The sequence below is a fragment of the Peptostreptococcus canis genome (genome assembly GCF_014229965.1).
Lineage (GTDB): Bacteria > Bacillota > Clostridia > Peptostreptococcales > Peptostreptococcaceae > Peptostreptococcus > Peptostreptococcus canis.
Genome location: NZ_JABGBW010000001.1, coordinates 443974 through 459718, shown reverse-complemented (window position 1 = coordinate 459718; position 15745 = coordinate 443974). Strand labels below are relative to the sequence as shown.

Annotated in this window: 12 protein-coding genes; 1 reads left to right on the top strand and 11 read right to left on the bottom strand. The window is 33.0% G+C overall.

All coding sequences use genetic code 11. The annotated features are described in order from the left end of the window. Nucleotides 1-69 precede the first annotated feature (69 nt). From sstT to HLB29_RS02130, 5 genes are all read right to left on the bottom strand, one after another. A complete protein-coding gene (gene sstT, locus HLB29_RS02150; protein WP_185623509.1) occupies nt 70-1344 on the bottom strand; it encodes a serine/threonine transporter SstT in 1275 nt (424 codons plus the stop codon). Nucleotides 1345-1558: 214 nt separating this feature from the next. Further along, nucleotides 1559-4390, bottom strand: a complete 2832-nt coding sequence (gene uvrA, locus HLB29_RS02145) for an excinuclease ABC subunit UvrA (protein WP_185623508.1) — start codon at nt 4388-4390, stop codon at nt 1559-1561. Nucleotides 4391-4405: 15 nt separating this feature from the next. Further along, nucleotides 4406-4987: a nitroreductase family protein gene (locus tag HLB29_RS02140; RefSeq protein ID WP_185623507.1), complete on the bottom strand. Its 582-nt coding sequence runs from the start codon at nt 4985-4987 to the stop codon at nt 4406-4408. 22 nt (nt 4988-5009) lie between these two features. Further along, complete coding sequence (gene uvrB / locus HLB29_RS02135) at nt 5010-6983, bottom strand: excinuclease ABC subunit UvrB (protein WP_185623506.1); 1974 nt, start codon at nt 6981-6983, stop codon at nt 5010-5012. Between the two features lie 32 nt (nt 6984-7015). Then, nucleotides 7016-7420 (bottom strand): hypothetical protein, encoded by a 405-nt coding sequence (locus tag HLB29_RS02130; RefSeq protein ID WP_185623505.1) that lies wholly within the window; start codon nt 7418-7420, stop codon nt 7016-7018. A 175-nt stretch (nt 7421-7595) separates the two neighbouring features. On the opposite strand from HLB29_RS02130, the gene HLB29_RS02125 reads away from it, so the two are divergent. After that, complete coding sequence (locus tag HLB29_RS02125) at nt 7596-8696, top strand: AI-2E family transporter (RefSeq protein WP_185623504.1); 1101 nt, start codon at nt 7596-7598, stop codon at nt 8694-8696. 119 nt (nt 8697-8815) lie between these two features. Here HLB29_RS02125 and HLB29_RS02120 read toward each other — a convergent pair whose 3' ends face one another. From HLB29_RS02120 to HLB29_RS02095, 6 genes are all read right to left on the bottom strand, one after another. Then, complete coding sequence (locus tag HLB29_RS02120; protein ID WP_185623503.1) at nt 8816-10000, bottom strand: pyridoxal phosphate-dependent aminotransferase; 1185 nt, start codon at nt 9998-10000, stop codon at nt 8816-8818. A 116-nt stretch (nt 10001-10116) separates the two neighbouring features. Continuing rightward, nucleotides 10117-11445, bottom strand: a complete 1329-nt coding sequence (gene brnQ, locus HLB29_RS02115) for a branched-chain amino acid transport system II carrier protein (RefSeq protein WP_185623502.1) — start codon at nt 11443-11445, stop codon at nt 10117-10119. Nucleotides 11446-11494: 49 nt separating this feature from the next. After that, nucleotides 11495-12487, bottom strand: coding sequence for a 2-hydroxyacid dehydrogenase (locus HLB29_RS02110; protein ID WP_185623501.1), 993 nt, complete (start codon nt 12485-12487; stop codon nt 11495-11497). A gap of 222 nt (nt 12488-12709) precedes the next feature. Next, nucleotides 12710-13717: an electron transfer flavoprotein subunit alpha/FixB family protein gene (locus tag HLB29_RS02105; RefSeq protein ID WP_185623500.1), complete on the bottom strand. Its 1008-nt coding sequence runs from the start codon at nt 13715-13717 to the stop codon at nt 12710-12712. Nucleotides 13718-13777: 60 nt separating this feature from the next. Beyond that, nucleotides 13778-14569 (bottom strand): electron transfer flavoprotein subunit beta/FixA family protein, encoded by a 792-nt coding sequence (locus tag HLB29_RS02100; protein WP_185623499.1) that lies wholly within the window; start codon nt 14567-14569, stop codon nt 13778-13780. Nucleotides 14570-14584: 15 nt separating this feature from the next. Beyond that, entirely contained in the window at nt 14585-15718 is a 1134-nt protein-coding gene (locus tag HLB29_RS02095) for an acyl-CoA dehydrogenase family protein (RefSeq protein ID WP_185623498.1), read from the bottom strand. Nucleotides 15719-15745: the final 27 nt, after the last annotated feature.

Genomic DNA, 15745 nt, shown 5'->3' with positions numbered 1-15745 from the left:
ATTAATTTTTCATTTTCAAAACAATATTTTTCTCTAAACACAATATTAAATCATGTTATATAAACTTATTTATATATCAGCATTTTCTATATTATATTTAATTGCATCTGCCTTTACTGTCTGATAGTCAACCTTTCTTCCTGCTTTTCTTCTTTCAGTAAGTTCTGCTGTTGCAGTAAATAGTACGTCAGATGCTGAGTTAAGACCTGTTTCACAAGAATCTTGTATAACACCTATTATAAATCCTACACCTACTACCTGCATAGCTATGTCATTTGGTATACCGAATAATGAACAAGCAAGAGGTATAAGCAATAATGATCCACCGGCTACTCCGGATGCACCACAAGCTGAAATTGCAGACAATACTGATAATATAAAAGCAGTTGGTAAATCCACTTTTATTCCAACAGTAAATGCTGCAGCCAATGCCAATACGGCTATTGTCACAGAAGCTCCTGCCATGTTTATAGTAGCACCTAAAGGAATTGAAACCGAATATGTATCTTTATCTAATCCTAAATCTTTACATAATTTCATATTTACCGGAATATTAGCAGCAGAACTTCTTGTAAAAAACGCATATAGTCCACTATCTTTAAGTGTTCTGAATACTAATGGATATGGATTAGTTTTTATATTAAACCAGACTATTAAAGGATTTACAACTAAAGCCACGAAAAGCATACAACCTACTAATACACCTAAAAGTGCAGCATAATCTTTAAATACATCCAAACCATTTGTAGATACAGTATCAAATACAAGACCTAAAATACCAAATGGAGCAAAACTGATTACCCATCTTACAGCTTGTGATACTGCTTCAGAAATATCAACTAATAGTTTCTTAGTACTTTCAGCGGAATGTCTTAAAGCAAGACCAAAAATAATTGCCCATGTTAAGATACCTATATAATTTGCTGTTATTATTGCATTGACCGGATTGTCAACAATTCTCATCAATAAAGATTTTAAAACTTCAACGATTCCACCGGGTGCGGTCACATCTGTCGCTCCCTGAGCAAGTACTAATTTAATCGGGAATAAAAAGCTGGCAATCACTGCCACTAACGCTGCTGAAAACGTTCCTATCAAGTATAAAACTATTATTTGTTTCATATTAGTCTTGTGACCACTCTTATGCTGAGCAATCGCTGCTATTACTAGAACGAATACAAGTATCGGTGCTACTGCTTTTAACGCACCTACAAATAATGAACCCAGTATAGCTATTTCAGACCATTTAGGAACAACAACACCTAGAATAGCACCAATGATCATACCTACTATGATACGTTTTACCAAACTTATGCTATTCCATTTGATGAATAAGTCTTTCATAGTTAATACCTCCTATTTATAATATTTTGTCAATTAAAAATAATAAACCATTTCATTCAACAAAACACTGTGTAATAATTCAACACAGTGTTTTATTAAGTTATTTGATATTATATACTAAAACTTAAGAATAATCTAGTTTAAACTTAATTTTTTCTTAAATTCTTAATAATTTCAAATAAATATAAATAAACAGTTAACTTTATTTTTGCATTTATTGTTTTTTAATTAACTTTGATAGGTATTTACCCGTATAACTATTATTAACTTCGCATATTTCGCCAGGAGTTCCTGTCGCGACAACTGTTCCGCCCTCAGTTCCACCTTCTGGTCCCAAGTCAATTATATAATCTGCAGTTTTTATTACATCCAGATTGTGCTCTATTACAACAACTGTATTCCCAGTATCTGTAAGTCTTTGTAACACCTCAATTAACTTTCTTACATCTTCCGAGTGTAGACCTGTCGTAGGCTCATCAAGAATATAAATAGTCTTTCCGGTAGGCCTTTTACTCAATTCAGTAGCAAGTTTTATCCTTTGCGCTTCACCACCCGATAACTGGGTTGATGGCTGTCCGAGTTTTATATATGAAAGACCAACATCCATTAATGTTTCCAGCTTTCTTTTTATAGTTGGAATATTTTCAAAGAAATTTAAAGCCTCTTCTACATTCATATCTAACACATCAGAAATACTTTTATCTTTGTATTTAACCTGAAGAGTTTCTCTATTATATCTTTCACCTTTACATACTTCACATGGTACATATACATCCGGAAGAAAAAACATCTCAATTTTTAATATTCCATCACCTTTACAAGCTTCACATCTTCCACCTTTTACATTAAAACTAAATCTACCTTTTTTATACCCTCTAGCTTTAGCTTCATTTGTTGATGCAAATAGATCTCTTATCATATCAAATACTCCGGTATATGTTGCCGGATTGGATCTAGGAGTCCTGCCTATCGGACTTTGATCTATGTTTATTACTTTATCAACATTTTCAATACCTTTTATTTCCTTATGATTTCCCGGCCTAACCCTTGACTTATTCAATTTCCTGGCAAGTCCCTTGTACAAAATTTCATTTACAAGTGTGGATTTCCCGGATCCGGATACTCCGGTGACACTGATAAATTTTCCAAGTGGAAACTTTACATTTATATTTTTTAAATTATTTTCACAAGCACCTTTAACTTCGATATATTGACCATTTCCTTCCCTGACAGATTCGGGAACTTCTACACTCACTTCACCGCTTAGATATTTTCCGGTAATTGAATTCGGATTATTTATTATATCTCCTACTGTGCCTTGTGCGACAATTTCTCCGCCGTGTATACCCGCAGCCGGTCCTATATCGACTATATAATCAGCAGCTCTCATAGTATCTTCATCATGCTCAACTACAATCAGAGTATTTCCAAGATCAGTTAATTTTCTCAATGTGGCTATTAATTTATCATTGTCTCTCTGATGAAGCCCTATACTAGGCTCATCGAGAACATATAATACGCCGGTTAAAGCCGAACCTATCTGAGTTGCGAGCCTTATACGCTGTGCCTCGCCACCTGATAATGTACCTGCTTTTCTGGACAAAGTCAAATATCCCAAACCAACATTACTCAAAAAACTGGCTCTTTCCTTTATTTCTTTTAAAATATCCTTAGCAATAAATTGATTTTTCTCACTTAGTTTTATCTTTGAAATAAAATCTATCAAATCATCTACTGAAAGATCTGTGACTTCCATTATATTCTTTTCGCCGACTTTTACAGCCAGTACTTCTTGTTTTAATCTGTTTCCATTACATTTTGGACAAGGTTTTTCAGACATAAAGTCCTCTAATCTATCCCTCATTGCATCAGAATTTGTTTCTCTGTATCTTCTCTCAATATTTGTTATTACACCTTCAAAATAATTTTTATACTCTCTTATTCCACCAAACTTTGACTCAAATTCAAATGTGACAATTGTATTTTCTTTTCCATACAATAATTCATCCACAAATTTTTGAGGAAGATCTTTAAATGGAGTTTCAACTGATACCCCAAACTTTTCGCAAAGAGCTAACAACATTTTTGTATAATATGTATTATCGTTAAGGCCATTACTAGACCATGCAGCTATAGCCCCCTGTTTCAAACTTAAATCTTTATTTGGAACTACTAAATCCACATCTACTTCCTTACTTTCTCCAAGTCCATTACATACTTCACAAGAACCAAAAGGAGCATTGAATGAAAACATTCTCGGCGACAACTCTTCAATACCTATACCATGTTCTGGACAAGCAAATTTCGTCGAGTAAAGAGTTTCACTGGCATCAATTTCCTGAACTATTACCAAACCATCTGATAATTTCACAGCCGCTTCAATAGAGTCGGCTAATCTAGCCTCTATTCCATCTTTTACTATTATTCTATCTACTACAACATCTATATTGTGCTTTTTATTTTTTTCCAAATTTATATCATCAGTTACCTCATAGTTTTCTCCATCGACCCTGACTCTTATATACCCTTCTTTTTGTATATATTCAAGGGTCTTTTTATGAGTTCCTTTCTGTCCTCTCACAATTGGTGATAATATTTGAAGTCTAGTTCTTTCTTCATATTTTATAATATTATCTACTATTTCCTGAATGGTCATCTGACTTATTAAACTTCCGCAGGTTGGACAATGTACATCACCCACTCTTGCAAATAAAAGTCTTAGATAATCATAGATTTCCGTTACTGTTCCTACTGTAGATCTAGGATTTTTGGACGTGGTTTTTTGGTCGATAGAAATTGCCGGAGATAAACCTTCAATATAATCTACACTTGGTTTATCCATTTGACCTAAGAACTGACGAGCATATGAAGATAAGCTCTCAACATACCTTCTTTGACCTTCAGCATAAATAGTATCAAATGCCAGAGATGATTTCCCTGAGCCCGATAAACCAGTAAAAACTATAAATTTATTTCTTGGCAATTCTAAATTAATATTTTTTAAATTATTTTCTCTCGCACCCCTTATTATAATTGATTCTTTCATGATACCTCTCTTTCATTAGAGATTTTTCTTAATAATTGTATCTTCCGTAACAATTTTCGGTACATGATGTACCCCATTTTTATCTCTGTAGTATTTTATATCTTCACCCACTTTTATATTATCAATCACGGCTTCTTCAACCGGATATCCAATAGCCATAACTAAATGAATATTATATTTATCCCCTAACTCCAATATTTCTTTTATTGGTTCTTCTTTATAGGCCTTAAATATACAAACTGCCATTCCTTCAAATCTTGCTCCAAGAGATATTGTTTGAGATGCTATACCAACATCCTCAAGCATTGGTTTTCCATATTGACTATCGCTTACAAATACAATATATCCAGTGGGTCTTTCTTCTTTAACCGGACCATCCCAATCTTTTAGATACCCAGCCCACGCTATATTATCATATATTTTTTCATTTATTTCTTTATCATTTATCAATACAAATCTCAAAGATTGTCTATTTGCTCCACATGGTGTATATCTGACTAAATCTACTAATTCTTCCAGCTGTTTCATAGAAACCTTTTTTGAATTATCATATCTTCTACAAGTTCTATTGACTTTTACTAATTCCTTAAAATTCATTATAACCTCCACAATTAATAATTTAAACTTTCTTCTCTAATTCCATTATTTTATCTCTTAGTTCGGCCGCCTTTTCAAACTCCAGATTTTCAGCTGCCAACATCATTTCAGATTTTAGAATTATAATCATACTTGTAATTTCACTATCGTCTTTTAATTTTTTCACATCGACATTTGTATATGCTTCTACTTCTTCTGCTATTCTTGTAGCTTCTATATTATCTCTAATATCTTTTCTAATCGTCTTAGGAACTATATTATGCGACTTATTATAAGCCATCTGTATACTCCTACGTCTTTCCGTTTCATCAATTGCTCTCTTCATTGAATCCGTTATTCTATCTGCATACATTATAACTCTACCATTTGAATTTCTTGCAGCACGACCAATGGTCTGTATTAAAGATGTTTCAGACCGCAAAAATCCTTCTTTATCAGCATCTAATATAGCAATCAAGGATACTTCAGGAATATCCAAACCTTCCCTAAGCAAATTTATACCTACCAGTACATCAAATTTTCCAAGCCTTAAATCTCTTATTATTTCAGTTCTTTCAAGAGTTACAATATCTGAATGAAGATACTTAACTTTAATTCCCAACTCCACTAGGTAATTTGTCAAATCTTCACTCATTTTTTTAGTGAGAGTAGTGATTAATACTCTTTCACCATTTTCTATATTTCTATTTATTTCCACCACCAAATTATCTATCTGATTTTCAACAGGCCTTACATCTATAATTGGATCTAATAGTCCCGTCGGCCTTATAATCTGCTCGGCAAAAACATTCGTATGCTCTATTTCATATGGTCCCGGGGTAGCAGTGGTAAATAATATCTGATTTATATTTTCTTCAAATTCTTCAAAATTTAGAGGTCTGTTATCATAGGCTGATTCCAATCTAAAACCATTTTCTATAAGAGATTTTTTTCTAGATTTATCCCCTGCATACATTCCTCTTACTTGAGGAATAGTCACATGTGATTCATCAACTATAAGCAAAAAATCATCCGGAAAAAAATCCATCAACGTGTATGGTTTTTCTCCGGGATTTCTGCCTGTAATATGTCTTGAATAATTTTCTATTCCCTGACAAAAACCTATCTCTCTAAGCATTTCTATATCGTAATTTGTTCTTTGCTCAATTCTCTGGGCTTCAAGCAACTTATCATTATCTTTAAATTTTTTTACAGTATCAACCAGTTCCGATTCAATGGTTTTAATAGCCATTTCTATTCTTTCCGGAGTAGTTACATAATGAGATGCAGGAAAAATAACCACATGATTTCTCTCTCCTATAATTTTTCCCGTAACATAATCTATCTCAGTTATTCTATCAATTTCATCGCCAAAAAATTCCAATCTTATGGCTCTTTCATCATTTCCGGCCGGAAAAATTTCTAGAATGTCACCTCGTACTCTAAATGTTCCACGTATAAAATTAATATCATTTCTCTCATATTGAATTTCAACCAGCCTTTTTATTACATCATCCCTGTCTTTAAGCATCCCCGGTCTGAGAGACAGCATCAATTCTTTATAATCCTTTGGATCACCCAATCCATAAATACATGATACCGAAGATATTATTACGGTATCCCTTCTTTCAAGGATAGAAGCAGTAGCTGAATGTCTAAGCTTATCGATCTCGTCATTTATACTCGCATCTTTTTCTATGTAGGTATCACTATGGGCTACGTAAGCTTCCGGTTGATAATAATCATAATACGAAACAAAATATTCTACTGCATTATCAGGAAAAAATTCTTTAAATTCACTATATAACTGTGCCGCTAAAGTTTTATTATGTGCTAATACCAAAGTCGGTTTTCCGACATTTTTTATGATATTTGCCATGGTAAAAGTTTTGCCCGATCCTGTTACTCCCAATAATGTCTGATATTTATTTCCATTTTTTATAGATTCTGTAATTTTTTCTATAGCCTGAGGTTGATCTCCTGTCGGCTTATAATCTGAAACCAATTTAAACTCCATAACTCCCCCTTTAACTTTTAACTTTATAAACGCTATTTTTTATTGATTTTTTCAACTTCCTCTATCATCTTTAGGGCTATCAATTTTTTTTCTGTATTATCAATCTCAAAATAATATTCCTTACCCCACTCACTTTTCAAATATAAACAATCATCTTCATCTTTTTTTGCCAATTCAAATTTGACAATATCTTCTATTGGTATATTTAATTTTGTCACTTTTTTAGGTTTACTCCCATGTAGACTTTTTCTACTATACTCTGCAAAAAATGTCTTTTCAGTCAATATCAGTGTATATAAATCTGGAACTATACCAGAACTCTTTGAATGTCCTAATAGACAATTTGCCACCATATTTGTGCCTTTATTTGTCATATTAAGTTTTCTATGGGTTTCAAAACTCATCAATATCTTTTCATCATTATATACATCCATCATCTCAATTACCTCCTAAAAAATTCTTCTAAATATATTACATATACTATAAAATAAATTAAATATGCTTTTTAAAATTATGTAAATTTATTAACTCTATTTTATCATAAATTTTAGTTATTGTATTTGCTTTTTATTTAATATAGAATAGAAATATATGCATAGATTGGAGGTCTTTATGGAAAATAAATTTAAAATTAAAAATACATATAAAATATTATTATTTTTTGGGTTTATTCTAGCTATAGTTTTTAATATTAAAGAGATAAAAAATACAGTAGGAATAGTTATGTCCGTATTAAACCCGGTATTTGTCGGATGTCTAGTCGCATTTATATTAAATATACTAGTAACTCAATGGGAAAAAATATATTTTCCAAATACTAATAATAAATATCTAATAAAAACCAAAAGAGGAATTTGTATACTTCTTTCTTTATTTTCTATAACTTTGGTTTTACTGCTGGTTTCCAAACTGGTAATTCCTCAGGTACAAGAATCAGCATCAGTTTTTTCAGATTCTTTTCCTAAGATGTATGATACTTTTAGAGAAAAATCATTTGAGCTTTATAAACATTTTCCAAATTTCAAACAGATAGATAAAAATCTGGACGGTAAAGCAATTTTGGAAAATAGTATAAATATATTATCTACTTGGACAGGCGGTTTTTTATCATTTGTAGGCTCATTTTTCAGTTTCTTAATGAACATAATTATCGGCTTGATTATAGCTATATATATTGTGTCTACCAAAGAAACTTTAAAAAGACAGTTCGACAAATTATTCAATAAATTTATGCCGTCGAATATCAAGAAAAAATTTTATTATATACTTGACATAACAAATGAAACCTTCCACGCTTTTATAGTAGGACAACTTATAGAAGCAATAATATTAGGTACTCTATGTACTCTTGGTTTATGGATATTTAGATTTCCATATGCTCCTATGATAGGCTCAGTAATAGGGTTAACTGCTCTAATCCCATTAGTAGGTGCATATATAGGTGGTCTATTTGGTTTTTTAATGATTCTTACAATAAGCCCTTTTAAAGCTGTTTTATTTATAATATTTTTGACTGTACTTCAACAAATCGAAGGGAATTTGATTTATCCAAAAGTCGTAGGAAATTCTGTCGGCCTTCCCGGATTATGGGTAATTATATCTATAATAATCGGTGGCGGATTATTTGGTATAACGGGTGTATTCTTCGGTCTTCCAATAGCTGCAACTATATATAAAATTTTAAAAGACTTTGTTAATAATGAAAATAATTAAAAAAATAGCATTGTGGAAATATAGATAATCACTATATTTCATCAATGCTATTTTAATTTTTATCAAACTTTTAATTTGAAAATTATATTTAATTTTACTCTAGCTAAGCCTGAAACTTCTTATTTATAATCAGCCATTAACTTTTCAAACACTGGAAGTGCTTTTTCACACTTTTCAGTTTCAACGCAGTATGATAATCTCATATGAGCCTTAGAACCAAATCCAGTTCCAGGAACAACTAACATATCATATTCTTTTGCTTTTTCAGAGAATTTTTCTGAATCTCCATCTGGAGCTTCAATAAATAGATAAAATGCACCAGCTGGTTTAGCAACCTTATATCCTAACTTAGTCAATCCATCATATAATAAATCTCTGTTTTTCTTATAAACAGTTAAATCAGGTTCAACATCAACACATCTTTCAATTACCATCTGGAATAAAGTTGGAGCACAAACATATCCAAGAACTCTGGCAGAACCTGCTACTGCAGCCATAAGCATTTTATCTTCTACTGTGTTAGGAACTAGTACATAACCAATTCTTTCTCCTGGTAGAGATAAAGATTTTGACCAAGAATAGCAGACAACTGTATTGTCATACATATTTGGTATAAAAGGAACTTCTAGTCCATCTATAAGGACTAATTCTCTATATGGTTCATCTGTAATTAAATAGATAGGATGTCCATATTCTTTAGATTTTTCTTTTAGTAATTCGCAAAGACCCTCTACTTCTTCTTTAGTATAAACAACTCCTGATGGATTATTAGGAGAATTAACAACTATTGCTTTTGTATTTGGAGTAAGTGCTAACTTAATTCCTTCAAGGTTAAGTTGCATATCATCTTTACAAGGAACTAATACTTGTTTACCACCCTGTCCCTGAATAAATACTGTATATTCTGGGAAGAATGGAGCTAATACCATTATTTCATCTTCTGGAGAAGATATTAGAGCTTTGAAAACTATATTTAATGAAGCAGCAGCACCACAAGTCATCAAGAAATTGTCCATCGTATAATCAGTACCAAATCTCTTATTAAGATTTTCAGCTATTGCAGTTCTACAAGCATTGTGACCTGCACCTGAACTATAACTATGATATACCTTTGGCTCATAATTATTAATTATATCAACTATAGCATCCTGAACTGCTTTTGGAGCCGGAACGCTTGGATTACCTAAACTAAAGTCAAGTACATTTTCAGCACCTACAATTGCAGCTCTCTGAGCTCCAAAACCTGCAAGTTCTCTAATTATAGACTTAGCTGTACCTAATTTTACCATATCCTGTGAAATCATGTTGATTACCTCCCACTATTATAAAAATTATTTATATTCAAGCTCCTTTTCCCATTGAAAAGGAGCTTGAAATAATATATACACAATTATTTTTAAATTATCCTATTTACAAAAATTTATCTATCTATAGGATCATTTATTGTTTTACCTTTCTTAGTTGCCATACTGATTACTGTTAATATTATTGAACAAACAACTGCCGGTAATATCCATTCAAAACCAAATGCTGCAAGCGGTAATGATTTTACTACAGCAACTTGATCGGCAAGTAAATTTCCACCTCTCATTACAGAAGCTAAGTTAATGCTTTCTATCAAAGCAACTACAAAAGCACCTATTACTGCACCAGTATAAGTCCAATTGTACTTTATTTTGTGGTCAAATATAGACATTACGATAAGTACAATAATAACTGGATAAATTGCTGATAATATTGGAACTGCTATAGCTATAAGTCCATCAACACCGATTAAAGATAATACAAATGCAACGGCAACGCAAGCCATTACTATGTATTTATATTTTAATTTTCCGCCTGAAATAGTTTCAAAGTAATTTCCGCAAGTTGAGCTAAGACCTGTTGAAGTTGTCAAACAAGCAAGAGCAACAGCTACACCCATAAATACTTTACCAACATTACCTAACATCAATTCTACCATACCAATTAATAGTGCAGTTCTTTCTGTTTCACCATCAAAGTGTCCACCAACTGTAGCACCAGCATAAGTTAAACCACCATATACTAATGCAAGTAGTACAAACGCTACTATACCTACCTGAACACTAGCTTTGAACTGTGTTTCTTTATCACTATATCCACGTCTGATTAAGTCTGTCATAACTATACCAGCCATTAGAGGTGATCCAAGAGCATCCATTGTCTGGTAACCTTCTGAGAATCCCATTGTAAATAAGCCAGTAGCCTCAGTAGTAACCTTTGGATCAGGAGGATTTACTATTGATATAACAACAATTAAAGTTAATATTACCAATAATGCTGGAGTAAGATATTTACCAATAACATCTATTACTTTACCAGGATTAAGTGTAATATATAGCGTTAAACCAAAGAATACTATCGCAGTTGCCCAAATCGGCACACTTGGAAATAATGGTTTAACAAAAATTTCATGAGTAGTAGCACCAGTTCTAGGAACGGCAAAGAATGGCCCAATTGTCAAAATAGCAATAGTACCTATTAATTTTGCAAATGCAGGACTAACTCTCTTTCCTAAATCATCTGCTCTACCACCTAATCTTGCAGTAACTATAACCCCTAGTATAGGTAAAACTGGATCTGATAGTAAGAATGCAAACATAGCAACGTACCATCTGTCACCAGCAATTACTCCAAGATGTGGCGGGAATATTAAGTTACCAGCACCAAAGAAAATTGCAAATAAGGCAAATCCACACACAATAACGTCTTTTCTCTTAATTTCCATACTCGTCACCTTTTTCTAAAATAAATTCAGCAATAATGCCGTATAAATACTAAAGACCATTAACTATATTATTTGGTCTTTCACCATTCATAACCTTAACCATATCTGCATAAGACCACTCAGACATTCTTATAAATGCATCATCTGTTGTACCAGCTATATGTGGTGTTATAGATAATCTGGCTTTTCCAGCTTCAGTAAGGTTGAATATTGGATGATCAGCTGTAGGTGGTTCAGGAGCAATTACATCAAGACCAGCAAATATTCTTCCGTTGTTAAGAGCTTCAGCAAGATCTTCGTTATTTATTATTTCCCCTCTGGCAACGTTTATGATGATAGCATCTTGCTTCATCATATCTATTGTTTCTTTACGAACCATATCTCTTGTAGAATCAAGAACTGGAACATGGTAAGAAATAATATCACAATTCTTAAGTATCTCTTCATAAGTGCAGAATGTTAAGTCATTTTCTATTTCGTATTCCTCAGATGCTCTAAACACATCATAGTACATAATTTTACAACCAAATGCTCTAAGCATTCTAACAGCAGCCTTACCAATAGCCCCAAGACCAACTAGCCCAACTACTCTAGAACTTAATTCACTCTGTCCTTTAACTTGATATTCTTTGAAACTCTCATGAAATCCTTCTGCTCCCTTAGCCTTAATTTTTGCATCAGCTTCAGGCATTCTTCTTAAACAAGTAATCATATGACCAACTGCTAATTCAGCAACTGGAACTGCATTAACCGCTCTGTTATTACAAACATAGATTCCTTTTTCTTTAGCAGCTTCAAGATCTATCTTGTCGAATCCAACTCCCAAAGAGTGTATAAGTTTACAATTATCAAGTTTTTCTATTACTTCTCTTCTGAAATAGTCTACTGGTCCACAAAACACTATATCTGCATCCTTACACTGTTCAGCTAACTCTTCATCAGAACAAGGATAGTTGATATACTGGAAATCCCAGCCTTCTGGTTTCTTAACTCCGAATCTTTCAATAATGTTCTTGTTGCAAGTAACTCTTACCTTAACCATTTTTTCTCCTCCTATTTTGTTATTTATTTAACTATTTTTTTAAAATTTTTTAGATAAATAAATTTTACAAATTATAATGATATAGTTATATATCTAGGAGGAAAATGATCTCCTAGATATATTATACTATATTTCAAACATGTTTACTATTATTTATTAAAGTTAAATATACTTTTTTTGTAATGCAAACAATTTGTCTATAAACTATGTATTTCTCATTGATTACATATCTTTTTTAGATTCTTTTAATGCTTTTACCTTTTCAATTAATATAGGCATTATCTTATGTACATCCCCTACAATACCTAAGTCAGCAACACCAAAGATAGGCGCATGTGAATCTTTATTAATAGCAATTATATATTCAGAATCTTCCATACCAGCTAAGTGCTGTATAGCTCCTGATATACCACAAGCCATATATAAATCAGGTCTTACTGTTTTACCAGTCTGTCCAACCTGTCTTTCTCTTCCAATCCATCCAGCATCAACATTTGCTCTTGAAGATGTAACTAAGCCACCTAACTCATCTGCAAGCTCTTTTAATACATCAAAATATTCTGGACTTCCTATACCTCTACCACCTGAAATAAGAACCTTAGATTCAGTTATATCTACCTTTGCATGTTTAGATTTAACAACCTCTCTTATTTTTATATTCATATCTTCTGGAGTAAATTCAACCTTGAATTCTTCAACTTCACCAGTTCTGCTTGCATCTTTTGGAAGAGCTTGCATAACTCCTGGTCTAACAGTAGCCATCTGTGGTCTATGTTCTTTACAAACAATAGTAGCCATTATATTACCACCAAATGCTGGTCTAGTCATTAATAATAACTTAGTTTCCGGATCTATTTCCAACTTTGTACAGTCAGCTGTCAAACCAGTGTGAACTCTAGCAGATACTCTAGGAGCCAGGTCTCTACCTATTGAAGTTGCTCCATAAAGTACAATTTCCGGTTTTTTAGCTTCTATTACTGCATTAAGGGCTTTTGTATATGGTTCAGTTGCATAAACAGCCAACATTGGATCTTCTACAACTATTACTTTTTCCGCTCCATGATGAATTAGATTATCAGCTAATCCTTTTACATTATCGCCAAGTACAACAGCTACCACTTTCTGTTCCAAGTCTGCAGCTAACTGACTTGCTATACCGATAAGCTCGATGCCTACTTTTTGTACAACACCGTCTACCTGTTCAACTACTACATAAATATCTTTGTTCATTAGGTAATCTTCCTTTCAAATTATTATATTAAAATTTCTCTTCTCTTTATTCACAGTATCTTATATAAAATACTTTTCCTGTAGCTTAGCAAGAATTGCATCTGCTGCTTCTTCAGGAGTTAGGCCTTCTAATTTAACACCTTTACCCTTAGCCTGCTTAGTGAATGATCTTTTAACATTTGTAGGTGAACCCTTTAAACCGATATTTGATATATCTAGTTTGTCTTCTATGTCCTTAAGTCCCCAAACTTTAATTTCTTTCTTGTAAGCATTAAATATTCCGCCTATTGACATATATCTTGGATTGATTTCTTCAGCTAATGTTGTCAACAGACAAGGAGTTCCGATTTCTATCATGTGATATCTATCTTCAAATTGTCTTTTTACTATAAATTTATCTCCTTCTACTGTTAAACTTTCACAGTAAGAAATCTGTGGTATTTGTAAGTGTTCAGCAATCTGAGGTCCAACCTGTGCTGTATCTCCATCTATTGCCTGTCTACCAGCTATAATTATATCGTAATCTATATTTCTCAATGCACCAGCTATTGTTGATGATGTTGCCCATGTATCCGCACCACCAAATGCTCTATCTGATATTAATATAGCATCATCGCATCCCATAGCTAATGCTTCTCTTAACGCAACTTCCGCCTGAGGAGGTCCCATTGATACTACAGTTAAAGTACTTCCTGGAACAGTTTCCTTTATCTGAAGTGCCAGCTCTAAACCTGCTTTATCATCAGGGTTGATGATACTTGGAACTCCATCACGGATCAAAGTATTTTTAACAGGGTCAAGTTTTACCTCTGTTGTATCTGGTACTTGCTTAATGCAAACTACAATTTTCATCTATTTTACCTCCCCTTATTTCAATACGCTTGATGCTATAACCATCTTCTGAACTTCTGAAGTACCTTCATAAATTGAAGTTACTCTTATATCTCTGTAAATTCTTTCGATTGGATACTCTTTAATATATCCATATCCACCATGGATCTGTAAAGCCTTATCAATTATCCATTTAGCTTCTTCAGTTGCAAATAATTTAGCCATAGAAGCTTCCTTATCAGCACTTTGTCCCATATCCATTTTATAAGCAGCATCGTATACAAGGTGACGCATAGCAGCTAATTTAGTTTCCATTTCAGCAATTAAGAACTGAGTATTCTGGAACTTGGCTATTGATTTACCAAACTGGTGTCTAGCCTTAGCATATTTAATAGCTTCTTCCATTGCCCCTTCAGCAAGGCCAAGAGCCTGACAAGCTATACCTAATCTACCAACGCTTAGAGTCTTCATAGCATTTAAGAAACCTTTACCTTCTTTACCTAACATATCTTCTTTAGGTACTCTAACATTTTCTAAAACTACATCACTAGTCGGGCAACCAATCATACCCATCTTGTGTTCAGGTTTACCAAAAGATACACCCTCAGCCTTTGAATCAACTACAAAAGTAGATATTCCCTTTGCACCGTGTTGTTCACTAGTCTTAGCAAACACTATAATGTAGTCAGAAACCGGTGCACCAGTAATAAATGTCTTTCTTCCGTTTAATATATAGTCATCTCCATCTTTTACTGCTGTAGTAAGTATAGATGCCGCATCAGAACCTGCTCCCGGCTCAGTCAATGCAAAACAGAACATCTTCTCACCAGTAACCATAGGTCTTAGATATTTTTCTTTTTGCTCTTCAGTACCATCTCTTAATATTGGAGTAGACTGTAGTGAATTTGGTGATGAAATCCATATAGTAGAAACACCAGATGCCTTAGCTAATTCTTCCATAACTATTGCATATGAACGATGGTCTCCACCTGAACCGCCATATTGCTGAGGTATCTTAATACCTAAAAACCCAGCATCAGCCATTTTTTTGTAAATTTCCATTGGAAATTCGCTTGTTTCGTCAACTTCTTCTGCAGTTGGCTTAATTTCTTTTTCAGCGAATTCTCTTGCTAGCTGACGAACTAACTCATGTTCTTTTTCGAAAATCATAGATTGCCTCCTTAAAATTTAACTTTT

Bases quoted from the DNA above. Each gene is read 5' to 3' on its own strand.
- sstT (WP_185623509.1), bottom strand. From the start codon at position 1,344: ATGAAAGACTTATTCATCAAATGGAATAGCATAAGTTTGGTAAAACGT.
- uvrA (WP_185623508.1), bottom strand. From the start codon at position 4,390: ATGAAAGAATCAATTATAATAAGGGGTGCGAGAGAAAATAATTTAAAA.
- HLB29_RS02140 (WP_185623507.1), bottom strand. From the start codon at position 4,987: ATGAATTTTAAGGAATTAGTAAAAGTCAATAGAACTTGTAGAAGATAT.
- uvrB (WP_185623506.1), bottom strand. From the start codon at position 6,983: ATGGAGTTTAAATTGGTTTCAGATTATAAGCCGACAGGAGATCAACCT.
- HLB29_RS02130 (WP_185623505.1), bottom strand. From the start codon at position 7,420: ATGATGGATGTATATAATGATGAAAAGATATTGATGAGTTTTGAAACC.
- HLB29_RS02125 (WP_185623504.1), top strand. From the start codon at position 7,596: ATGGAAAATAAATTTAAAATTAAAAATACATATAAAATATTATTATTT.
- HLB29_RS02120 (WP_185623503.1), bottom strand. From the start codon at position 10,000: ATGATTTCACAGGATATGGTAAAATTAGGTACAGCTAAGTCTATAATT.
- brnQ (WP_185623502.1), bottom strand. From the start codon at position 11,445: ATGGAAATTAAGAGAAAAGACGTTATTGTGTGTGGATTTGCCTTATTT.
- HLB29_RS02110 (WP_185623501.1), bottom strand. From the start codon at position 12,487: ATGGTTAAGGTAAGAGTTACTTGCAACAAGAACATTATTGAAAGATTC.
- HLB29_RS02105 (WP_185623500.1), bottom strand. From the start codon at position 13,717: ATGAACAAAGATATTTATGTAGTAGTTGAACAGGTAGACGGTGTTGTA.
- HLB29_RS02100 (WP_185623499.1), bottom strand. From the start codon at position 14,569: ATGAAAATTGTAGTTTGCATTAAGCAAGTACCAGATACAACAGAGGTA.
- HLB29_RS02095 (WP_185623498.1), bottom strand. From the start codon at position 15,718: ATGATTTTCGAAAAAGAACATGAGTTAGTTCGTCAGCTAGCAAGAGAA.